This window comes from Bradyrhizobium sp. JR4.3 (assembly GCF_040547695.1).
GTDB lineage: Bacteria > Pseudomonadota > Alphaproteobacteria > Rhizobiales > Xanthobacteraceae > Bradyrhizobium > Bradyrhizobium canariense.
In genome coordinates, this window is sequence record NZ_JBEPQF010000009.1 from 116,158 (window position 1) to 138,754 (window position 22,597).

17 protein-coding genes, 2 tRNA genes and 1 pseudogene are annotated in these 22,597 nt (G+C 64.4%); 13 read left to right on the top strand and 7 right to left on the bottom strand.

All coding sequences use genetic code 11. The features are described from left to right. Positions 1–22: 22 nt before the first annotated feature. Complete coding sequence (locus ABIB91_RS16950) at positions 23–796, top strand: gamma-glutamyl-gamma-aminobutyrate hydrolase family protein (protein WP_219682233.1); 774 nt, start codon at positions 23–25, stop codon at positions 794–796. Positions 797–1,061: 265 nt separating this feature from the next. Here ABIB91_RS16950 and glnA read toward each other — a convergent pair whose 3' ends face one another. Beyond that, positions 1,062–2,471: a type I glutamate--ammonia ligase gene (glnA, locus tag ABIB91_RS16955; RefSeq protein WP_007603494.1), complete on the bottom strand. Its 1,410-nt coding sequence runs from the start codon at positions 2,469–2,471 to the stop codon at positions 1,062–1,064. 149 nt (positions 2,472–2,620) lie between these two features. Further along, positions 2,621–2,959, bottom strand: coding sequence for a P-II family nitrogen regulator (locus ABIB91_RS16960; protein ID WP_007603495.1), 339 nt, complete (start codon positions 2,957–2,959; stop codon positions 2,621–2,623). 381 nt (positions 2,960–3,340) lie between these two features. Here ABIB91_RS16960 and ABIB91_RS16965 point away from each other — a divergent pair, with 381 nt between their 5' ends. The 4 genes and pseudogenes from ABIB91_RS16965 to ABIB91_RS16980 all read left to right on the top strand — a co-directional run bounded on the left by ABIB91_RS16965 (position 3,341) and on the right by ABIB91_RS16980 (position 5,895). After that, on the top strand, positions 3,341–4,840 hold the full coding sequence (locus tag ABIB91_RS16965; protein WP_354164071.1) for an NAD(P)H-hydrate dehydratase: 1,500 nt from the start codon (positions 3,341–3,343) through the stop codon (positions 4,838–4,840). Further along, on the top strand, positions 4,840–5,289 hold the full coding sequence (locus tag ABIB91_RS16970) for a GNAT family N-acetyltransferase (RefSeq protein ID WP_354164073.1): 450 nt from the start codon (positions 4,840–4,842) through the stop codon (positions 5,287–5,289). Before ABIB91_RS16965 ends, ABIB91_RS16970 begins: the two co-directional genes overlap by 1 nt. 32 nt (positions 5,290–5,321) lie before the next feature. Next, a pseudogene (locus ABIB91_RS16975) lies at positions 5,322–5,606 on the top strand (type II toxin-antitoxin system RelE/ParE family toxin); the annotation flags it as partial. A 1-nt stretch (position 5,607) separates the two neighbouring features. After that, entirely contained in the window at positions 5,608–5,895 is a 288-nt protein-coding gene (locus ABIB91_RS16980) for an addiction module antidote protein (protein ID WP_007603498.1), read from the top strand. A gap of 10 nt (positions 5,896–5,905) precedes the next feature. Here ABIB91_RS16980 and ABIB91_RS16985 read toward each other — a convergent pair whose 3' ends face one another. Then, the gene (locus tag ABIB91_RS16985) at positions 5,906–7,222 is read right to left on the bottom strand and encodes a multicopper oxidase family protein (protein ID WP_354164075.1); all 1,317 of its coding nucleotides are present in this window, start codon (positions 7,220–7,222) and stop codon (positions 5,906–5,908) included. Between the two features lie 152 nt (positions 7,223–7,374). On the opposite strand from ABIB91_RS16985, the gene ABIB91_RS16990 reads away from it, so the two are divergent. From ABIB91_RS16990 to ABIB91_RS17025, 8 genes are all read left to right on the top strand, one after another. Next, positions 7,375–7,459: transfer RNA gene (locus tag ABIB91_RS16990), tRNA-Leu, on the top strand. A 173-nt stretch (positions 7,460–7,632) separates the two neighbouring features. Continuing rightward, positions 7,633–8,994 (top strand): trigger factor, encoded by a 1,362-nt coding sequence (gene tig, locus ABIB91_RS16995; RefSeq protein WP_219682229.1) that lies wholly within the window; start codon positions 7,633–7,635, stop codon positions 8,992–8,994. 318 nt (positions 8,995–9,312) lie between these two features. Further along, positions 9,313–9,948 (top strand): ATP-dependent Clp protease proteolytic subunit, encoded by a 636-nt coding sequence (locus ABIB91_RS17000; protein ID WP_007603501.1) that lies wholly within the window; start codon positions 9,313–9,315, stop codon positions 9,946–9,948. Positions 9,949–10,389: 441 nt separating this feature from the next. Beyond that, positions 10,390–11,661 (top strand): ATP-dependent Clp protease ATP-binding subunit ClpX, encoded by a 1,272-nt coding sequence (clpX, locus tag ABIB91_RS17005; protein ID WP_007603503.1) that lies wholly within the window; start codon positions 10,390–10,392, stop codon positions 11,659–11,661. Between the two features lie 324 nt (positions 11,662–11,985). Further along, positions 11,986–14,409, top strand: coding sequence for an endopeptidase La (gene lon / locus ABIB91_RS17010; protein ID WP_007603504.1), 2,424 nt, complete (start codon positions 11,986–11,988; stop codon positions 14,407–14,409). 70 nt (positions 14,410–14,479) lie between these two features. Further along, entirely contained in the window at positions 14,480–14,884 is a 405-nt protein-coding gene (locus ABIB91_RS17015) for a GFA family protein (RefSeq protein ID WP_354164312.1), read from the top strand. 63 nt (positions 14,885–14,947) lie between these two features. Continuing rightward, a tRNA-Val gene (locus tag ABIB91_RS17020) sits at positions 14,948–15,024 on the top strand. Positions 15,025–15,152: 128 nt separating this feature from the next. Next, positions 15,153–16,013: a class I SAM-dependent methyltransferase gene (locus tag ABIB91_RS17025; protein WP_354164079.1), complete on the top strand. Its 861-nt coding sequence runs from the start codon at positions 15,153–15,155 to the stop codon at positions 16,011–16,013. Between the two features lie 120 nt (positions 16,014–16,133). Here the strand turns inward: ABIB91_RS17025 and ABIB91_RS17030 are convergent, their stop codons facing one another. Genes ABIB91_RS17030 through ihpA form a run of 4 tightly spaced genes read right to left on the bottom strand, consistent with a single transcriptional unit; the run spans position 16,134 to position 22,576 of the window. After that, on the bottom strand, positions 16,134–17,102 hold the full coding sequence (locus tag ABIB91_RS17030; RefSeq protein WP_354164081.1) for a cation diffusion facilitator family transporter: 969 nt from the start codon (positions 17,100–17,102) through the stop codon (positions 16,134–16,136). 2 nt (positions 17,103–17,104) lie between these two features. Further along, on the bottom strand, positions 17,105–20,323 hold the full coding sequence (locus ABIB91_RS17035; RefSeq protein ID WP_354164083.1) for an efflux RND transporter permease subunit: 3,219 nt from the start codon (positions 20,321–20,323) through the stop codon (positions 17,105–17,107). Next, positions 20,316–21,305: a divalent metal ion exporter adaptor subunit IhpB gene (gene ihpB / locus ABIB91_RS17040; protein WP_354164085.1), complete on the bottom strand. Its 990-nt coding sequence runs from the start codon at positions 21,303–21,305 to the stop codon at positions 20,316–20,318. The genes ABIB91_RS17035 and ihpB overlap by 8 nt, the downstream gene beginning before the upstream one ends. After that, the gene (gene ihpA, locus ABIB91_RS17045; RefSeq protein WP_063996134.1) at positions 21,302–22,576 is read right to left on the bottom strand and encodes a divalent metal ion exporter subunit IhpA; all 1,275 of its coding nucleotides are present in this window, start codon (positions 22,574–22,576) and stop codon (positions 21,302–21,304) included. The genes ihpB and ihpA overlap by 4 nt, the downstream gene beginning before the upstream one ends. Between the last annotated feature and the right edge of the window lie 21 nt (positions 22,577–22,597).

Here is a 22,597-nt window from a genome sequence, read left to right on the forward strand (position 1 = left end):
CGGCGAAAGGTCTGAACGGGAGATGAGAAAGCCGGTCGTCGGCGTGATCGGGAACGCCCATCGCGTTGAAAATCGATTTCAGGTCCAGATGGTCGGCGAGCGTAATCTGCGCGCCGTGGCCGAGGTGTCCGGCGGCCTGCCGGTGATGTTCGCGGGCTCGCCCGATATCACCGATATCGGCGCGCTGCTCGACACTGTCGACGGCATCGTGCTCACCGGTGCTCGCGCCAATGTCCACCCAACCCGTTTCAACGTCGATCCGTGTGAGGCGCACGAGCCCTACGACATCCACCGCGACGAGGTGGCGCTGGCGCTCTCGGTCGCCTGCGTTGCCCGCGGCATCCCGCTGTTCGGCATCTGCCGGGGCCTCCAGGAGATGAACGTCGCCTTCGGCGGCTCGCTGCATCCCGAGATCCGCGAAATCCCGGGCCGTATGAACCATCGCATGCCGAGGCTCGAGAACGGCGAGATCCATCCCGATCCGACCGTGGTGTTCGCCGATCGTCACGACGTCGATCTGACGCCGGGCGGCGCGTTCGCAGACTTGCTCGGCTGTAACAAGATCAGGGTCAATTCGCTGCACGGCCAGGGCATCCTCGATCCCGGCAAGCGCGTGCTGATCGAGGGCATCGCCGAGGACGGCACCATCGAGGCAATCCGCATCGCGGAAGCCAAGGCCTTTGCGCTCGGGGTGCAATGGCACGCCGAATACGACCCGCAGCACAATCCGATCAACCGAAAACTGTTCGAGGCGTTCGGTGAGGCTATGGTGGCGAAGCAGCGCGCGGCGGCGTAGCTGCGGAGCGCGCCGAGGCCCATAACCATCGTCATCGTGAGCGCAGCGAAGCAAATCCAGTCGCTGTCGGGTGACGGCGTGAAGGCGGCCTCGATCTCTCGGGCGTAATAAACCAGTTATCAAGAAATGGTGCGCGCCGGTTTTCTCGATTCCGATTCGTTCTTTGAGAACGAAGTGGAGTCAGACACAGAACGAAAGTCGAGGACCACAAACAAAAAAGGCGCCCCGAGGGGCGCCTTTCGTGTGTCGCGGTCGTTCGGGCCGTTTAGCCCGAATAGTACATTTCGAACTCGACCGGATGCGGGGTCATTTCGAAGCGGGCGACTTCGGTCATCTTCAGCTCGATGTAAGCGTCGATGAAGTCGTCGTCGAACACGCCGCCGTTCTTGAGGAAGCCGCGGTCCTTGTCGAGGTTTTCCAGCGCCTCGCGCAAGCTGCCGCACACGGTCGGGATCTGCTTCAGCTCTTCCTTCGGCAGATCGTAGAGGTCCTTGTCCATCGCCGGACCCGGATCGATCTTGTTCTTGATGCCGTCGAGGCCGGCCATCAGCATCGCGGCGAAGCCGAGATAGGGATTGGCGAGCGGATCGGGGAAACGCACCTCGACGCGCTTGGCCTTCGGCGAAGCGGTGTAGGGGATGCGGCAGGAGGCCGAGCGGTTGCGCGCGGAATAGGCGAGCAGCACGGGAGCCTCGTAGCCCGGGACCAGACGCTTGTAGGAGTTGGTCGACGGGTTGGTGAAGGCGTTGATCGCCTTGGCGTGCTTGATGATGCCGCCGATGTAATGGAGGCAGGTCTCCGACAGGTCGGCGTATTTGTTGCCGGCGAACACCGGCTTGCCGTCCTTCCAGATCGACTGGTGCACGTGCATGCCCGAGCCGTTGTCGCCGAAGACCGGCTTCGGCATGAAGGTGGCGGTCTTGCCGTAGATGTGCGCAACCTGGTGGATGCAGTATTTGTAAATCTGCATGTGGTCGGCCATCAAGGTCAGCGTGTCGAACTTCATGCCGAGCTCGTGCTGGGCGGAAGCGACTTCGTGATGATGCTTCTCGACCTTCACGCCCATCTTGGCCATGGCGCCGAGCATCTCCGAGCGCATGTCCTGCACGGAGTCCTGCGGCGGCACCGGGAAGTAGCCGCCCTTGGTGCGGACGCGGTGGCCGAGGTTGCCGCCTTCATATTCGGTGTCGGAGTTGGTCGGCAGCTCCGAGGAGTCGAGGCGGAAGCCGGTGCTGTAGGGATTGGCGGAGAAGCGCACGTCGTCGAACACGAAGAACTCGGCTTCGGGGCCGACGAACACGGTGTCGCCGACGCCCATCGACTTCACCATCGCCTCGGCCTTCTTGGCGATGCCGCGGGGGTCGCGGTTGTAGGGCTCGCCGGTGGTCGGCTCGAGCACGTCGCAGGTGATGACCATGGTGGTCTCGGCGAAGAACGGATCGATCGTCGCGGTCACCGGATCGGGCATCAGGCACATGTCGGACTCGTTGATCGCCTTCCAGCCGGCGATTGAGGAGCCGTCGAACATCGTTCCTTCGGCGAAAATGTCTTCATCGATCATGCTGATGTCGAAGGTGACGTGCTGCCACTTGCCGCGCGGATCGGTGAAGCGCAGGTCGACGTATTTGACGTCGTTGTCCTTGATCGATTTCAGGACGTCTTTGGCGGTCTTCATGCATACCCCTTTTGGCTCTGCGGGTCGGTTTCCAAGCTTCAAGCGACCGTGTTCACGCTTCTTGAGGCGCGCGAGGCACAAACAAAATGAGGCCGCCGAAGCAGCCTATTTCTTGTCAGAATGTCGCAAAATGCGGGATAGCACCCGGCTCAGATAGCGTCCAGCCCGGATTCGCCGGTTCGGATGCGGATCGCCTCTTCGATGTTGGAGACGAAAATCTTGCCATCGCCGATGCGCCCGGTTTGCGCTGCGCGGCGGATTGCGTCGATGGCGCGCTCGACCAGATCGTCGCCGATCACGATCTCGATCTTCACCTTGGGCAGGAAGTCGACGATGTATTCTGCGCCGCGGTACAGCTCGGCGTGACCCTTCTGCCGGCCGAAGCCCTTGGCTTCGGTGACGGTGATGCCCTGAAGGCCGACTTCCTGAAGCGCTTCCTTCACCTCGTCGAGCTTGAATGGCTTGATGATGGCTTCGATCTTCTTCACTGCGCGCCTCCCGGCCTTTCGAACAAATAGCAACGTCTTCGTCAGGATGCGCTTTTCATAACGCACGATCTTGTCTTCGCTATGCCGGGATCCCTGACCAGTCCGGCAACAACGGCCGGCCACACCCTGATAAATGCCAGTGAGCACGACGAACCGAAGCGACTTCCGCGAAAGCAGGGTCTATGCCAAGTTGCAAATGCCCTGATTATTGGAGCGTTATCAGCCTTTTAACGTGCAGCTCTGATAGGTGGCGCCGACCCGCACAAAATACCGCAGACTACGGAATAGGCAAACGGTCCAATATTTGTGCAGATCATTGTTCCGTCGGATCGCCCGACGCAGAACGTGCCTCTTGAAAAGGCTTTTGGACAGGGAAGTGGCATGGAAGTTCTGACCAACGCCGAAATGCAGCGTGCCGACCAGCTCAGCATTGCGGCAGGCACCCCCGGCTTCAAGCTGATGCTCAGTGCTGGCCAGGCGGTCGCCGAGGCCGCCAACGCGCTGGTGGAGGAGGGGCCGATCCTGATCGTGGCCGGCCCCGGCAACAACGGTGGGGACGGTTTTGTCGCAGCCGCCGAGCTCGCCGCGCAAGGCCGCGAGGTCTCGGTCATCCTGATGTGCGAGCGCGACCAGCTCCAGGGCGATGCGGCCTCGGCCGCACGGGGCTGGAAACACCCGGTGCTCCCGTTCAACCCGCAGGCGATCGGGCGACCGGCGCTGATCATCGATGCGCTGTTCGGCGCGGGCCTCAGCCGTCCGGTCGACGGCGAGGCACGTGAGATGATCGAGGCGATCAACGCCAACGGTGCGCCGGTGCTCGCGGTCGATCTGCCAAGCGGCATCAACGGCACCAGCGCGGCCGTGCTGGGCGTGGCGGTGAACGCCACCGAGACCGTCACCTTCTTCCGCAAGAAGCCGGCGCATCTGCTGCTGCCGGGGCGCATGCATTGCGGCCACGTCCGCGTCGCCGACATCGGCATCGAGGCGCAGGTGCTGGACGAGATCGCGCCGCAGATTTTCGAGAACGATCCGGACTTCTGGGGCACCGCCTTTCCGGTGCCGCGCATCGACGGCCACAAATACGCGCGAGGCCATGTGCTGGCGGTCTCGGGCGATGCGGCCGCGACCGGTGCGGCGCGTCTCGCCGCGCGCGGGGCGCTCCGCGCCGGCGCGGGCCTGGTGACTCTGGCTACGCCGCGTGATGCGCTGGCGATCAATGCAGCTGCGCTCACCGCGGTGATGGTTCGCCCCGTCGATACCGCCATCGAGTTCGGCGAGCTGCTCGGTGACAAGCGCTACAACACCTGCATGATCGGCCCCGGCGCGGGGGTCGGCGAGCGCACCTGCGATCTCGTCCACACGGCGCTTAACGCGCAGCGGCGCCTGGTGCTCGACGCGGATGCGCTGACGAGCTTTGCCGCCAATCCCGAGCGCCTGTTCGAATCGATCAAGACGTCGCAGGACAAGGCGGTAGTGCTGACGCCGCACGAGGGCGAGTTCCCGCGGCTGTTCTCCGACCTCAGCAATAAACATCCGGGGCGCTCGAAGATCGAGCGCGTGCGCGCCGCCGCCGAACGCTCCGGCGCGGTCGTGCTGCTGAAGGGCGCGGACACCACGATTGCCGCGCCCGACGGCCGCGCCACCATCGCCGCCAACGCACCGCCCTGGCTCGCCACCGCGGGTGCCGGCGACGTGCTCGCCGGCATCATCGCAGGCCTCCTTGCGCAAGGCGTCCCGGCGTTCGAAGCCGCCAGCATCGCCGTCTGGATGCATGGCGAAGCGGGCAGCGAGGCGGGGCCGGGCCTGATCGCGGAGGATCTCACCGAGACGCTGCCCGCCGTGCACCGGCGGATCTATGGTGCCCTGGGGATCGAGTACTAATGCTCAGGCAGCTCGCGCTCACCGATATGGGCGCGGCGGCGCAGGTTCACCGGGCTGCATTCAACCATGCGATGCCCTGGCTCGCTGGGCTGCATACGCCGGACGAGGATCACTGGTTCTACCGCGAGCATGTGTTCGCGACGTGCCGCGTGTGGGGACGCTTCAACGGCGATGTACTGAGCGGGATCATCGCTTTCCGTGACGGCTGGATCGAGCAGCTTTACGTGCTTCCTGCTGTTCAAGGGCGGGGGACTGGCGCCGAACTTCTCGACGTCGCCAGGCATGCCAACGAACGGCTGGAGCTCTGGACCTTCCAGTGCAATGCGCGCGCAAGGCGCTTCTATGAAGCGCGCCAGTTTACGTTGATCGAGCAGACCAACGGGACCCGAAACGAGGAGAAAGAACCCGACGCTCGGTACCTCTGGATGCGTAGGCCACTTGATTTGTGAACAATTGTAGTCTAAAAACTACATGTGATTGAAAGCAGACTGAGACGTTTCGGAAGTGGCGATCACGTCTCAAGGATGAGCGTGCCAGAGCGCTGATTGCTTCGCGATTGGGTCGGTTGGCTCATGGACACGCAGGCGACGTCGAACCGGTGGGCGACGGTGTGAGCGAGCTGCGTATTCATCACGGGCCCGGATATCGCATCTATTTTCGGAAGCGGGGCAACGCGATCATCGTTTTGCTGTGCGGGGGCGACAAGAGCACGCAGGTGAAAGACATCAAGGCGGCGAAGCGCCTTGCCGAGATGTGGAGCGAATGAGATGGGCGAGAAGCTGACGACCTATGACCCGGCCGAAGACCTGCAGTCCGACGAGGCCATTGCCGTGTTCATGGAAGAGGCGTTCAAGACCGAGGATGCGGCCTATATCGCCCATGCACTTGGGGTCGTCGCCCGCGCCAAGGGGATGACGCAGATCGCCAAAGAGACTGGTCTTTCTCGCGAGCAGCTCTATCGCTCGTTCAGCACCAACGGCAATCCGACGCTGAAAACGACTATTGCGGTGATGAAGGCGCTCGGGATCGAACTCACAGCCAAGCCGCACGCCTAGTCGGAGCCCCTCACTCCACCCCGTACCAGCGCACCAGCCGCGGGGCGGCCCATTCGGTTACGACGGTTTCGATCAGCCATCGCCCGGGGGAGGCCGCAGCGAACGCGATGCGCTGAGTCTGGCCGGGTTCGATCGCGAGCGTGTCGAGCCAATAGGGCTTCCAGCCGTCGTCGAGCTTGTCGAGCAGGCGGAAATGGTGGCCGTGCAGATGGACGACGATGGCGACGGGTGCGGGGTTCTTGAGCGCCAGCACGACGGTGCGGCCGGCCTTGGTGCGAAAAGCGGGGGCGGAGGACGTCGAGAAATTTGCGGGCCGTACCCACCCGGCGTCGGCTGCCCCGAGCGCGACATCGAACCGCAGGGCGCCTTTCAGATCGAGTCGCTCGGGCAGGTCATTCGGAGGGAGCGGCTGCGGCGGCGACGGCGGCGCGCGCCGCTCAAGCTTGCCGGAGACCGTCAGGCGGCCGACCTGGCGCGCCTCCTTGCCATCATGCAGCAGGAATGGGGCCGATGTGGCCGTATCGACAAAGGCGTCGGCGCGTGCGCCGGGAGCCAGCACCAGGGCGCCGTTGCGAGCCGGGAACGGCTCAGCCGGCTGTCCGTCCAGGGCCAGCACCTGGACCTCGTGACTTTCCAATTTGATCGCCAGAACAGAACGTTGCGAGCCGTTGATAAAGCGCAGCCGCAGCCGCTCATTCGCCGAAGCTGAGAGTTCGAATGAAGTCGTTCCGTTGATTGTATAGAGCGGGGACGTGTCCTTCGGGTCCCGGCCCGGGAGAAGCGCGGTCCCATCCGGCCGCAGCCGCCATTCCTCGATCAAGAGGACCACGTCGCGATCGGCGGCGACCGCGTTGGTCTCGGTGGCGATGATCGGAAGCGGGCGCGCGGGCTGCTTCAGGCCGTCCTCGAACAGCCGGAAGTCGGCCAGCAGGGTCCCCGCATTTGGGACTGAAATGATTGATGTTTCCGTCGCATCCGGGGCCGTCGGGGCGCGACCCCGAAGCGGGTCGGCCGCGTCCGGGCCATTGAGGCCGTACCAGACTGGTGCAAGCGGGACAGGCAGGCCGTTGCGGAAGACCACCTCGCAGCGATCGCCACGTTTGAGACGGACATCCCCGAGGTGGCTTACGGCGGCCAGCTCCCAGATCGGTGTAGCCGGCTGACCCGGCCTCAGAGCCAGCGTCGCCGGCCTTGCCTGAAGGGCGAGCTGGGCGGTCGTGGCCGGGACTGCGCCGCCCGCCATCAGCCCGGCCGCAGAGGCGCCCAGTCCCGCTCCAAGCCCGGCCAAAACCTCGCGCCTCGTCGGGTCGAAAATCCGCATTCTCATGGCCGATCCCGACCACGCCGTGCTGGATAAGTCCAGCCGTCGTGCCTAGTTGAAGGCTGCCTCTATCGGGCCATTTTTTTGCTGCGAACAGGCGGGCACATGCTATAAGCCCGCCGCCCGCGGCATCGCGGCCGGTCTTGATGCAAATTTACGCGGGCGTGGCGGAACTGGTAGACGCGCTGGATTTAGGTTCCAGTGACGAAAGTTGTGGGGGTTCGAGTCCCTCCGCCCGCACCAAGCGCTTTCAGCGTTTGCACGGATTACGCGATCTGCTCCCGCGCGGATGTTTGTCCGCCGGAAGCCGGTCCGATGAACCACCGGCGTTGAGGCGTTCGCCTCGCGCTGGATCGATTAATGACAGCGTCCCGACGCATGCGCGCCGGGACCGAACGAGAAGAAGATTGGACACCATGCAGGTCACAGAAACCCTCTCGGAAGGTTTGAAGCGCGAGTTCAAGATCAGCGTTCCCGCGTCTGATCTCGACGCCAAGGCCGGTGCCAAGCTCGTCGACCTCAAGGACAAGGTTCGCATCAACGGCTTCCGTCCCGGCAAGGTGCCGGTCACGCACCTCAAGAAGGTCTATGGCCGCTCGGTGATGGCCGAGACCATCGACCAGACCATTCGTGACACCAACACGCAGCTGTTCTCCGAGCGCGGCTTCCGCCTTGCGACCGAACCCAAGATCACCATGCCGACCGAGCAGGCCGAGGTCGAGGAGCTGCTCAACGGCAAAACCGACCTGACCTATACGGTTGCGATCGAGGTGGTGCCGTCGATCGCGCTCGCCGACTTCAAGACCTTCGAGGTCGAGAAGCCCGTCGCCGAAGTCACCGACGCCGACGTCGACGAGGCGATCAAGCGCATCGCCGATTCGAACCGCGGCTATGCCGCGAAGGGCGAGGGCGCCAAGGCCGAGTCGGGCGATCGCGTCACCGTCGCCTTCAAGGGCACCATCAACGGCGAGCCCTTCGAGGGCGGCGCCGGCGAGGGCATCCAGGTGGTGATCGGATCCAACACCTTCATCCCCGGCTTCGAAGAGCAGCTCATCGGGATCGGCGCGGGCGAGACCCGCACGCTGAAGGTGGCGTTCCCCAAGAACTACATGAACGATAAGCTCGCCGGCCAGCCGGCCGAGTTCGAGACCACCGCGACGCTGATCGAGGCGCCGCAGGATCTCGCGATCGACGACGAGTTCGCCAAGACGCTCGGCCTCGAATCGCTGGACAAGCTGAAGGAAGCGGCGCGCGAGCGGCTGGTCGCCGAGTTCGCGACCGCGACGCGCCAGCGCGTCAAGCGCGCGCTGCTCGACCGCCTCGACGAGGCCCATCGCTTCGAGGCTCCGCCCTCGCTGGTCGACGAGGAGTTCAATCTGATGTGGAACTCGGTGAAGGCCGAGATGGACTCCGCCGGCAAGACCTTCGCCGACGAGGACACCACTGAAGACGCCGCCAAGGAAGAGTACCGTAAGATCGCCGACCGCCGCGTGCGGCTGGGCCTCGTGCTCTCCGAGATCGGCGAGAAGAACAAGATCTCCGTGACCGACGACGAGGTCGGCCGCGCCGTGATCGAGCGGGCGCGCTCGATGCCGGGCCGCGAGAAGGAGGTCTGGGACTATTACCGCAGCAACGCCCAAGCGTTGGCCCAGCTTCGTGCACCGATCTATGAGGACAAGGTCGTCGACTTCATCCTCGAGCTTGCCAAGGTGACTGAGAAGAAGGTCTCGCGCGACGATCTCTACAAGGACGACGAGGCGGAAAAGACCGCCGCCTGAGGGCTCCAGAAGAGCCTTTAGGAGAGCCTTTGGGATAGCCTTGCATTAAGGATGATCAGCGAAGAGGTCGAGCTAGCCAGGTGGCCGGCTGGGCCTCTTTGTACGAATCAGCTTCAACTGCCTCACGGATTAAGCCTTAATTCGCTCCGCACTTGTCAGGCGCGAATTGGGCTATATCTGTCGCTACGCCTTCTGCTTCTACCAAGTTCTTCTACCAAGTTCCTGCATCACGGGACGTCCATCGGCCTTCCGGCAGATCCAGCCCCGACTGGCAGCCGGGCCTGGCGATGTCCGCCTCTTCAAAACCCTAGGTGACTCATGCGCGATCCGGTTGAAACCTACATGAACCTCGTGCCCATGGTGGTCGAGCAGACCAACCGTGGCGAGCGCGCCTACGACATTTTCTCGCGCCTTCTGAAAGAGCGCATCATCTTCCTGACCGGGCCGGTCGAGGACGGCATGTCGACGCTGATCGTCGCGCAGCTGTTGTTCCTTGAGGCGGAAAATCCGAAGAAGGAAATCTCGATGTACATCAACTCGCCGGGCGGCGTGGTGACGTCGGGCCTCGCGATCTACGACACCATGCAGTTCATTCGTCCGCCGGTCTCGACGCTGTGCACCGGCCAGGCCGCCTCGATGGGCTCGCTGCTGCTCTGCGCCGGCGAGAAGGACATGCGCTTCTCGCTGCCGAACGCGCGCATCATGGTGCATCAACCTTCCGGCGGCTTCCAGGGCCAGGCCACCGACATCATGCTGCACGCCCAGGAAATCCTGAACCTGAAGAAGCGGCTCAACGAGATCTACGTGAAGCACACCGGCCAGACCTACAAGGCGATCGAGGACGCGCTGGAACGCGACAAGTTCCTGACCGCGAGCGACGCCAAGGAGTTCGGTTTGGTCGACAGGGTCATCGACAAGCGCGCCGAGGAAACCGCGGCGCCGAAGACTCCGTAGCACTACTGTGACGGCGAACCCTCCGGGATCGCCGGCACCGTCAGGGAGCGTTCACGTTAAGGACACGTGCGCGCGTCGCAAAACGCAGTTTTGCGCCCTGCGACAGGCAGAAAGTTCCGCTTTCGTGCCTGTTTTTCGTGGCAATCCAGCAACGCCGGGGTGATTTCGATCACTTCGCCCGTGCCAAGACCGGAAATCACGGTATTGTCACGGGTAGCCGGCGCCCCCCGATTAGCGAATTCTTGATAGTCGGGTGACAGCATGGTTCGCTACGACTGATCGGCTATGGTCGCGGAGAATCGAGTGACCGTGATTCGCACGGCATGCAACGCGTAGGGTCTTTTTTGGTACGGAATTTGCTCTATTTGAAGGACTGTACCGGCTGTCGTGCCGGAATAGGGCGATCGAGCGGACGGGATCGAACCGCGGACGGAGACATGAATGAGTAAGGTCGGCACGAGCGACTCCAAGAACACGCTGTATTGCTCGTTCTGCGGCAAGAGCCAGCACGAAGTTCGCAAACTGATCGCGGGTCCCACGGTCTTCATTTGCGACGAGTGCGTCGAGCTCTGCATGGACATCATTCGCGAGGAGAACAAATCCTCGCTGGTGAAGTCGCGCGACGGGATTCCGACGCCGAAGGAAATCTGCAAGGTGCTGGACGATTACGTAATCGGACAGAACCATGCGAAGAAGGTCCTCTCGGTCGCGGTGCACAATCACTACAAGCGCCTCAACCACCAGACCAAGCACAACGACGTCGAGCTTGCGAAGTCGAACATCCTGCTGATCGGTCCGACCGGTTCGGGCAAGACGCTGCTCGCGCAGACGCTCGCCCGCATCCTGGACGTGCCGTTCACGATGGCGGATGCGACGACGCTGACCGAAGCCGGCTATGTCGGCGAGGACGTCGAGAACATCATCCTGAAGCTGCTCCAGGCCGCCGACTACAACGTCGAGCGTGCCCAGCGCGGCATCGTCTATATCGACGAAATCGACAAGATCAGCCGCAAGTCCGACAATCCCTCGATCACGCGCGACGTGTCGGGTGAGGGCGTGCAGCAGGCACTGCTCAAGATCATGGAAGGCACGGTGGCTTCGGTCCCGCCGCAGGGCGGCCGCAAGCATCCGCAGCAGGAGTTCCTGCAGGTGGACACCACCAATATCCTGTTCATCTGCGGTGGTGCGTTCTCGGGCCTCGAAAAGATCATCTCGGCACGCGGACGGTCGACCTCGATCGGTTTCGCCGCCCAGGTGCTCGCGCCGGAAGACCGCCGCACCGGCGAAATCTTCCGTCACGTCGAGCCGGAGGATCTCCTGAAGTATGGCCTGATCCCGGAATTCGTCGGCCGTCTGCCCGTCGTGGCGACGCTGGAGGATCTGGACGAGGCTTCGCTCAAGAAGATCCTGGTCGAGCCGAAGAACGCGCTGGTGAAGCAGTACCAGCGGCTGTTCGAGATGGAGAACATCGAGCTGACCTTCGCCGACGAGGCGCTTGGCGCGGTGGCCCGCAGGGCGATCGAGCGCAAGACCGGTGCGCGCGGGCTGCGTTCGATCCTTGAGGCGATCCTGCTCGAGACCATGTTCGACCTGCCGGGCCTCGAAGGTGTGGAAGAAGTCGTGATTTCCCGCGAAGTTGTGGAAGGAACGGCGCGTCCGCTCTACATCTACGCCGATCGGTCCGATCGCGCCGTCGAGAACGCCAGCGCCTGATTTTACGGCGCTGGAACGCTCCAATCGTCTCCCCAGGTAAGGGCTGCGGAAAATATCTCCGCAGCCGGTGTTGTGTCGCTTGTTCGCGTGCGTAAGCGCCTGATGGCGCGCGTCTTTCAATGACTTGACACCCCCCGGGTCGATAGCCACCTAATGTCGGCGGCGAGCAAAAATTCTCTTCAAGATTCGCCTCAGTTCCGATCCGGCAGGCCGGTCCAACCTCAGAAGGACCGACCGGTTTTGCGGATCACCTCGGCACCTTGTGGCGGTTGCGCATGAGCATGGCGGGCTGCGTGCAAGGGGGCAAAGCAAAAGGAAAAGGCCATGACCAATCCAAAACCCAGGCCAACCATCGTTCATGGCGAAACGCACGCCTATCCCGTGCTGCCGCTGCGCGACATCGTCGTCTTCCCGCACATGATCGTTCCGCTCTTCGTCGGCCGCGAGAAGTCGATCCGCGCGCTCGAAGAGGTGATGAAGAACGACGCGCTGATCATGCTCGCGACGCAGAAGAACGCGTCCGACGATGATCCGGCACCCGATTCCATTTACGAGACCGGTACGCTTGCCAGCGTGCTCCAGCTCTTGAAGCTTCCCGACGGCACCGTGAAGGTGCTGGTCGAAGGGCTCGAGCGGGCGCGCGTGCAGAAGTACACCGATCGCGCCGACTATTACGAAGCGACCGCGATTGCGCTCGCCGACACCGATGCGAAGTCGGTCGAGGCCGAGGCCATGGCGCGCTCGGTCGTGTCCGACTTCGAGAGCTATGTAAAGCTCAACAAGAAAATCTCGGCCGAGGTCGTCGGCGTCGTGCAGGCGATCACCGATTTCGCCAAGCTCGCCGACACCGTCGCCTCGCATCTCGCCGTCAAGATCGCGGATCGCCAGGGCATCCTGGAGACGCTGTCGGTCACGCAGCGCCTGGAGAAGGTGCTGGGCCTGATGGAGAGCGAGATCTCGGTGCTCCAGGTCGAGAAGCGCATCCGCTCGCGCGTCAAGCGCCAGATGGAGAAGACCCAGCGCGAGTATTATCTCAACGAGCAGATGAAGGCGATCCAGAAGGAGCTCGGCGACGACGACGGTCGCGACGAGCTCGCCGATCTCGAAGAGAAGATCTCCAAGACCAAGCTCTCCAAGGAAGCGCGCGAGAAGGCGCAGCATGAATTGAAGAAGCTGCGCCAGATGTCGCCGATGTCCGCGGAAGCGACCGTCGTGCGCAACTATCTGGATTGGCTGCTGTCGATTCCGTGGAACAAGAAGTCCAAGGTGAAGAAGGATCTGGAAGCTGCGCAGGCGGTTCTGGATGCCGATCACTACGGGCTGGAGAAGGTCAAGGACCGCATCGTCGAGTATCTCGCCGTGCAGTCGCGTGCCAACAAGCTGACCGGCCCGATCCTGTGCCTCGTCGGCCCTCCTGGTGTCGGCAAGACCTCGCTCGGCAAGTCGATCGCGAAGGCGACGGGGCGCGAATTCGTGCGCGTGTCGCTCGGCGGCGTGCGCGACGAGGCCGAGATCCGCGGTCACCGCCGCACCTATATCGGTTCGATGCCCGGCAAGATCATCCAGTCGATGCGGAAGGCGAAGTCGTCCAATCCGCTGTTCCTGCTGGACGAGATCGACAAGATGGGCGCCGATTTCCGCGGCGATCCGTCCTCGGCTTTGCTCGAGGTCCTCGACCCCGAGCAGAACGCGACCTTCAACGACCACTATCTCGAGGTCGACTACGATCTCTCCAACGTGATGTTCATCACGACCGCGAATACGCTCAATATTCCCGGGCCGCTGATGGACCGCATGGAGATCATCCGGATCGCGGGCTACACCGAGAACGAGAAGGTCGAGATCGCGCGCAAGCACCTGATCCCGAACGCGGTGTCCAAGCACGGCCTGGACTCCAAGGAGTTCTCGATCGACGACGACGCGCTGCTGCTTCTGATCCGCCGCTACACCCGCGAAGCGGGCGTGCGCAATTTGGAGCGTGAGCTCTCCACACTCGCCCGCAAGGCGGTGAAGGAGCTGATGATCTCCAAGAAGAAGTCGGTCAAGGTCACCGAGAAGACTCTGGAAGAGCTGCTCGGCGTGCCGAAGTACCGCTACGGCGAGATCGAGAGCGAGCCGCAGGTCGGCATCGTCACCGGCCTTGCCTGGACCGATGTCGGCGGCGAGTTGCTGACGATCGAAGGCGTCATGATGCCCGGCAAGGGCAAGATGACGGTCACGGGCAATCTGCGTGACGTCATGAAGGAATCGATCTCGGCGGCGGCGTCCTACGTCCGCTCGCGCGCGATCGTCTACGGCATCGAGCCGCCGCTGTTCGACCGGCGCGACATCCACGTGCACGTGCCGGAAGGCGCGACGCCGAAGGACGGTCCGTCGGCGGGCGTGGCGATGGCCACCGCGATCATCTCGGTCATGACCGGCATCCCGGTCCGCCACGATGTCGCGATGACCGGCGAAATTACGTTGCGCGGCCGCGTGCTGCCGATCGGCGGCCTGAAGGAGAAGCTGCTGGCTGCTGCCCGCGGCGGCATCAAGACGGTGCTGATCCCCGAGGACAACGCCAAGGATCTCACGGAGATTTCCGATGCGATCAAGGGCGGCATGGAGATCATCCCGGTCTCGCGCCTCGACGACGTCGTTGCCAAGGCGCTGGTCAAGAAGCCGGTGCCGATCGTCTGGGAAGAGGACACCAAGGTGACGGTGAAGCCGGACGGCGACGAAGCCGCCGGTGGCCTGACCGCTCACTGAGATCGCAGCTCGAAAAGATGATAAAACGGCGCCTTCGGGCGCCGTTTTTGCTGTGGGGCAGCGGATGACAATGCACATCGACGGGCAATGCCATTGCGGCCAGATTACCTTTGAAGCCGAGATCGACCCCGAGACGGTGTCGGTCTGCCACTGCCGGGACTGCCAGACCCTAACGGGATCGCCGTTCCGGGTGACGGCGATCTGCACCAAGTCCGACGTCAAGCTGACGGCCGGTACGCCCAGGATCTACGGCAAGCGCGGCGACAACGGCCGGATGCGCTTCCAGCACTTCTGTGCCGACTGCGGTTCCCCGCTATTCACGAGCGGCGAGGGCGACCAGGAGGACGATTGGGGCATCCGCTGGGGCAGCATCCGCCAGCGCGACAAATTGCGGCCCGTCAGGCAGATCTGGTGTCAGTCGGCGGCAGTGTGGATCGACGCGGTGCCACTGCTGCCGGGCCGGCCGGGAGATTGAGGCCGAGGAAGTGCAGTTCCGCGCTTGCCCGTTCGGGCTCGGTGGGGATAAAGAAGCGGCGAGGGGCGGTTAGCTCAGCTGGTTAGAGCATCTCGTTTACACCGAGAGGGTCGGGAGTTCGAATCTCTCACCGCCCACCAGCCTTTGCTCGCGTCGCGAGCTTCGGCTCGGCGAGCCAGCCTCACACTTTATTGGCACGAAGCGAACGAAGGCTGCCGCGCCGAAGCCAATAGGCGCAGGCGGGCGATACCGAGCCACAGAGGCCCCAATGGAACACCCTAGCGGACACGAGCAGAACGCCGACCAGATCGCTTACTGGAACGGCCCCAGCGGACAACGCTGGGCCGATCGCCATGCGGCGCAGGAGAGCCTGCTCGGGCCCATTGCCGACGTGCTGATCGCCCGCGCCAGGCCGACGCCGGGCGAGCGCGTCCTCGACGTCGGCTGCGGCTCCGGCGCGACCACGTTCGCCTTCGCGAAGGCTGTCGCGCCTGATGGCTTCGCGCTCGGGCTCGACGTCTCCGAGCCGATGCTGTCGCAGGCGCGAGCGTTTGCGCCAAAAGGCCTGCCGCTCGATTTCGTGCTGGCGGATGCGACGGTCTATCCATTCGAGCCGGCAAGCTTCGACCTGCTGGCCTCGCGGTTTGGCGTGATGTTCTTCGCCGATCCGATTGCGTCCTTCACCAATCTCCGTCGTGCTCTGAAGCCGTCGGGACGGCTGGCGTTCGCCTGTTGGCGCGAGCCGAAGGAAAATCCCTGGATGATGGCGCCGTTGATGGCGGTCTACAAACACGTTCCCAAGATGCCGCCGGTCGGGCCGGAAGAGCCGGGCCCGTTCGCCTTCGCCTCGGAAGAGCGCGTGACGCGCATCCTGAAAGGCGCGGGCTTCGTCGACGTGGCGATGGAGCCGCACAATCTCGCGATGGATGTTGCGATCGGCGGCGGGCTCGATGCCGCGGTCGAGGGCTCGCTCCAGATCGGTCCCGCCAGCCGCGCGCTGCAGGGCCATCCTCCGGAGATGTATGCCGCGGCAAAAGCCTCGATCCGCGAAATGCTCGCGCCGTTCCTCAAGGGGCAGAGCGTGGCGTTGCAGGGCGCGATCTGGATCGTCACGGCGAAGGCGGCGTAGGCGCCGCTCTGTCCCCGTCATTGCGAGGAGCTCTTGCGACGAAGCAATCCAGACTGTGTCCGCGGAGGCAGTCTGGATTGCTTCGCTGCGCCCGCAATGACGAGTCGCGACTGGCGAATGCTACACCACATCATCGGGCGCCAAGGCGCAGCCATTGTCCGGGTGCGTCTCGACCTGAAGGGTGGTGTGGCCGATGCGGTGGGAGCTCTTCAGCATCTGCGCGGTCTCCATCAGGAATGCATCGCCGGCGGCGCCGGTGGGCATGACGAGATGGCAGGTCAGCGCTGTCTCGGTGGTCGAGATCGGCCAGACGTGGAGATCGTGGATCGCAGTTACACCGGGCCTCCCCAGCAGAAGGATCTTGATCGCGGCAATGTCGGTGCCCCTGGGCGCTGCCGCCATCGACATGTCGATGGAGCCGCGGAGCAGGCTGGTGGTGCTCCAGAGGATGGTGACGCAGATGACGAGGCTGGTGACGGGATCGAGCCAGAGCCAGCCGGTCCAGATGATCAGCGCCGCCGAGATGACGACGCCGAGCGAGACCGCGGCATCGGCCGCCATGTGCAGATAGGCGCCTTCGATATTGATGTCGTCCTTGCGTCCGCGCGCGAACAGCATGGCGGTAAAACCGTTGATGAGGATGCCGATGCCGGCGACCACCATCACGGTGATCCCGGCGACCGGCTCCGGTTCGCGCAGGCGCAAAAACGCTTCCCAGCCGATCGCGCCGGTTGCGACCAGCAGGAACACCGCGTTCGCCAGCGCCGCCAGGATGGTGGAGGCGCGCAGGCCATAGGTGAAGCGGCCGCTGGGCGCGCGCCGCGCCGCAATCGACGCGCACCAGGCCACGACCAGGCCGAGCACGTCGGAAAGATTATGGCCGGCGTCGGCGAGCAGGGCCGTAGAGTTGCCGATGTAGCCGTACACGGCCTCGGCCACGACCAGCGCGGTGTTGAGCGAAATGCCGATCGCGAACGCCTTGCCGAAACTGGCGGGTGCGTGGACGTGCGCATGGCCAGCACCATGATCGTGACCATGATCGGCACTGTGATCATGGTGATGATGACCGTGATGGTCGTGGTTGCCCACCTCTACCGCTCCCCGGAAGCTGCCAGATCAGGCGCCATTGTAGGCCTTTCGGCGCCCCCGTCACGGCGGAACAGCACGTAGAGCGCCGGCAGCACCAGCAGCGTCAGCACGGTCGAGGAGATGATGCCGCCGATCACCACGGTCGCGAGCGGCCGCTGCACCTCGGCACCGGCGCCGGTCGCAAGGGCCATCGGCACGAAGCCGAGGGACGCCACCAGCGCCGTCATCAACACCGGACGCAGGCGTGTCAGCGCGCCCTCGCGCACCGCGTCAACAACGGGGTGCCCCTCGCTGCGCAGCCGCTCGATGAAGGCGATGATCACGAGCCCGTTGAGCACGGCCACGCCCGACAGCGCGATGAAACCGACGCCAGCGCTGATGGATAGGGGAATGCCGCGCAGCAGCAGCGCCATGACGCCGCCGGTCAGCGCCAGCGGCACGCCGGAGAAAACGAGCGCCGCATCCGCCGCCGATCCCATGCCCATGAACAGCAGCAGGAACACGAGCAGCAGCGCCACCGGCACCACCAGCGTAAGCCGCTTGGTGGCGGAGACCAATTGCTCGAACTGTCCGCCCCAGCCGATCCAGTAGCCCGGCGGCAGTTTGACCTTCTCCGCGACAGCCGCCTCGGCCTCGGTGACGAAGGAGCCGAGGTCGCGCGCGCGGACATTGGCGGTGACGACGATGCGCCGCTTGCCGTTCTCGCGGCTGATCTGGTTCGGGCCGGGCGTCGCATCGACGGTTGCGACCGACGACAGCGGCACATAGCGCATCTGGGCGAGGGGGGAGCCGGGCAGTGCCGTCCGGATCGGCGCACCGATTGTTGCTTCCTCACCGGGCGGCAGAGGGATCGGGATCGCCCTGATGGCTTCGAGATTGCCGCGCAGATGTTCCGGCAGGCGCACGACGATGTCGAAGCGGCGGTCGCCCTCGAACAGCTTGCCGGCGGACTTGCCGCCGACCGCGATCTCGACGATGCCCTGCACCTCGCTGATGCTGAGCCCGTACCGGGCGAGTGCCTGGCGGTCGAGACGAACCGTGAGGATCGGCAGGCCCGAGACCTGCTCGATCTTGACGTCGCTGGCGCCGCGGATGCCGCGGATCGCAGCCTCCACCTGTTTTGCCGCGCCTTGCAGGATGTCGAGATCGTCGCCGAAGATCTTGACGCCGACGTCGCTGCGCACGCCGGAGATCAGCTCGTTGACACGGAATTGGATCGGCTGGGAGATTTCATAGGCGCTGCCGGGGATGTCGTCGGCGGCACGGTCGATGGCCTCGATCACCTCGGCTTTGGGCCTGCCGGGGTCGGGCCATTCGGCGCGCGGCTTCAGCATGATGTAGCCGTCGGTCTGTGCCGGCGACATCGGGTCGGTCGCGATCTCCGCGGTGCCGATGCGGGTGAAGAACTCCTTCACCTCCGGAATCTGCTTGATGCGTTTTTCCAGCGCCTTTTGCAGGTCCAGCGACTGGGTCAGGCTGGTGCCGGGAATCCGGATCGAGGCCAGCGCAACGTCGCCTTCGTCCAGGCTCGGAATGAACTCACCGCCCATGCGCGCGGCGGCAACGCAGCTTGCGACCACGATGATGGCGGCTATGATTGCGACGCCGAGGCGATGGTCGATCGCCAGCCGGAGCAGGGGGAGATAGGCGCGCTTCGCCAGCCGCATGAACAGGTTTTCGTGTTCCGACACCTTGCCGGTGACGAAGATGGCGACCGCGGCCGGCACGAAGGTGATGGAGAACAGCACCGCGGCGGCCAGTGCCATCAGCACCGTCAGCGCCATCGGCGTGAACATCTTGCCTTCGACGCCGGTCAGCGTCAGCACCGGCAGGTAGACCACCGCGATGATCAGCGTTCCGAACAGGCTCGGCTTGATCACCTCGCTCGACCCGCGCCGGATCGCGCACAGCCGTTCGGAGATCGTGAGCAGGCCGCCTTTCTCGCGCTGGGCCTCGGCCAGCATGCGCAGGCAGTTCTCGACGATGATCACGGCGCCGTCGACGATGATGCCGAAATCGATTGCGCCCAGGCTCATCAGGTTCGCACTGACCCTGGTCTCGACCATGCCGGTGACCGTCATGGCCATGGACAGCGGAATGACGCAGGCCACTACCAGCGCTGCGCGGATGTTGCCGAGGATCAGGAACAGCACGGCCACGACCAGGGCCGCGCCTTCCACCAAATTGTTCTCGACGGTGCGGATGGTGGCTTCGACCAGATCAGTGCGGTCGTAGACGGTCCGCGTCACGACGCCGTCGGGCAGCGATTTGGCGATCTCCTCGAGCCGGGCCGCGACACGGCGCGCCACGGTGCGGCTGTTTTCGCCGATCAACAGCATGGCGGTGCCGAGCACGGTTTCCTCGCCATCGCGCGTTGCGGCCCCCGTGCGCAAATCGCGGCCTTCGGTGACGGTCGCGATGTCCCTGATCCTGACGGGATTGCCGCCGCGCGAGCCGATGACGATGTCCCTGATTTCGCCGACATTGCCGACCTGGCCCGGCGAGCGAACCAGATACTGCTCGCCATTACGCTCGATATAGCCGGCGCCGACATTGGCATTGTTGGCGGCGAGCGCCGTCATGACGTCGCGAAAGCCGAGCCGGTAGGCCATCAGCTTGCCGGGATCGGGGAGCACGTGGAATTGCCGCTCGAAGCCGCCGATGGTGTTGACCTCGATCACCCCCGGCACGTTGCGAAGCTGCGGCTTGATGATCCAGTCCTGCACGGTGCGCAAATCGGTCAGCGAATAGTCGTGACCGCCTTGCGTCTTCGCGCCCGCCTTGGCCTCGACGGTGTACATGAAGATTTCGCCGAGCCCGGTCGAGACCGGTCCCATCGCGACCTCGACGCCGGCCGGAAGCTGGTCCTTTACCTGCTGGATCCGTTCGCCGACGAGCTGGCGGGCAAAATAGATGTCGGTGCCGTCCTTGAAGACGACCGTCACCTGGCTCAGGCCATAGCGCGACAGCGAGCGGGTGTAGTCGAGTTTCGGCAGCCCACCCATCGCGGTCTCGACGGGGAAGGTGATGCGCTGCTCGGTTTCCAGGGGCGAATAGCCGGGCGCACGGGTGTTGATCTGGACCTGGACGTTGGTGATGTCAGGAACGGCGTCGATCGGCAGGCGCTGGAAATTCCAGGCGCCGAAAGCGACGACGCCGAGTGCGAGCAAGAGGACCAGCCAGCGCTGCTGCAGCGAGACCGCGATGAGGCGCTCAATCATGCTCGGCCTCGCCCTTGCCCATCTCCGCCTTCACGACGAAGCTGTTTTCCGCGACGTAATGCTCGCCGGCCGATAGTCCGGCCCTGATCTCGACATGGCGGGAATCGGAATCGCCAAGCTCCACGGGGCGCGCCTCGATCTTGTCGCCGTCCTCGCGGACGAAAACGATGGTCCTGTTCTCCAGCGTCTGGATCGCGCTTTTGCGCACGGCGACCGCGACGTCGCGCGCGGCGAGGATCAGCCGTGCAGTGACGAACAGGCCGGGACGCAAGCGCCCGTCGGGATTTGGCAGCACCACGCGCGCCAGCGCGGTCTGGGTCTCGCTCGAGCCGATCGGGGCCATGTAGGAGATGGTGCCCTTGATCTCGCCGCGGCCGTCGTCGGGATCGATCAGCACCTCGTCGTTGAGGCGAACGCGCCGCAGATCCTGCCGGTAGATCGACAGGTCGACCCAGATGGTCGAGAGATCGGCGACGACGAAAGCCGGCTTCTGCTCGGAGGCGTATTCGCCGAGCGAGATCTGCCGCTCGATGATGGTGCCGGCAAGCGGCGCCTTGAGCTCGTAGACGGTGAGGCTCTGGTTGCTCTCGATCGCGGCGAGCAGATCGTCCTTGCCGACCTTGTCGCCGATGCGCTTCTGGATCGATTTGGCGACGCCGGGAAAGCGCGGCGTCACCTGCACCACGGCTTCCTGGTTGGCGCGCAGGATGCCGTTGAAGGCGAGCGTGTCGGTCAGCGTGACGCTCGCGGCTTCCGCCAACGTTACGCCGGCGGCTGCGAGCTTGATGTCGGAGATGCGGATCCGGTCGGCGCCGTGCTCGTCCTGCTCGACATGGTCGTTCGGCTTCTCCGGCTTCTTGTCCGTGGCGTGTTCGGCATGCTCGACCCTGGCCGGGCCGAGCAGGGAATAGCCGTAAGCGCCAAGTGCGGTGCCAAGCGCGGCGGCAACGAATGCGACGAGGATGGTGGAGGACGTCTTCATCGTGCGCTCTCCCGCGCCAGCGTGAAGGGGTTGCCGACGAGGCCTTCGATGGTCGCCACCCCCGCGTGGAAATTCTGCAGCGCCTCCTGCTCGCGCAGCCGCGCCTGGGTGACGCTGGCCTGGGCGTCGAGCACTTCGAGCAGACTGAAACGGCCCTGGCCGTAGCCTTGAGCAATGGCGTCAGACGCTTCGGTGGCCTTGGGAATGGCGCTCTCGCGCAGCACCGCAAGCTCGCGCAGCGAGCCCTGGAGCGAGTCGTAGGCGCGGCCGGCGACCACGATCAGCGTGTTGCGGTTGGCCTCGCGCTCGGCCTTGGTCTTGGCAAGGCTCTCCTGCGCCGAGAGGATATTGCCCTGGTTCTGGTCGAACACGGGGATCGGCACCGAGACGGTGAGGCGCGCCGCGTCGTCATTGGTCTCGTTGAAATGGCGCCAGCCGGCGGCGATCCGCACGTCGGGATAGGGCCGCAGCCGCGCCAGCAACAGCTCGGCATTGCGCTGGGCATAGATCGCGGTCCAGCGCACCAACTGCGGATTGGCATCGATCGCGGCGACGACCGACTGGAATGTCGGCGGCCGTCCCATGGTGTCGAGCCGTCCGGAGACCTCGCCGAATTTCGGAGCCGCGTCGCCCATCAGGACTGCAAGCTCGCGCCGGGCGCTGGCCAGCGTCGCCTTGAAGCGCTCGCGATCGGCCTTCACCAAGGCGGATGCCACTTCCGCACGGCCGGTCTCGGCCGGCGAAGAGGCACCGGCCTCGACGCGGCGGCGCAAAAGCGGCGTCAGCCGGTCAATGGCGGTGATCTGCTCGTCGAGGATCTGGATGCGCCGCTGTGCGCCGAGCACGCTAAGGAAGGCAATCGCGGTCTCCGACAGCACCTCCAGCCTGACGGCCTTGCGCTGGATCGCGGCGACCTCGATGCCGGCGACACCCGCCGCAATCCGCGCGTCGCGCTTGCCGAACAGCTCGAAGGCTTGGCTGATCTGCAGCGTGGTCTCGGCCGATCGCGTGCCGCGATAGATGCCGGACCCGAACGAATTGTCCTGTTCATAGGTCAGCTCCGGATTGAGAAGCGCACCTGCCTGGATGCGCTGGCCCGTGGCGATGCCGACATCGCGCTCCGCCGCAGTCAGCCGCGGGCTCGTGGCCAGCGCGCGCGAGAGCGCGCTCCGCATCGTCAGAGTCTGGGCGTGAGACGGCGCAAGCGCCAATCCGGCAATCAGACACGCTGCCGCGCACGCCAGGCGCGCGGCCATTCCCCTGCAAAACATGAAACCGACCTGTAAATGATG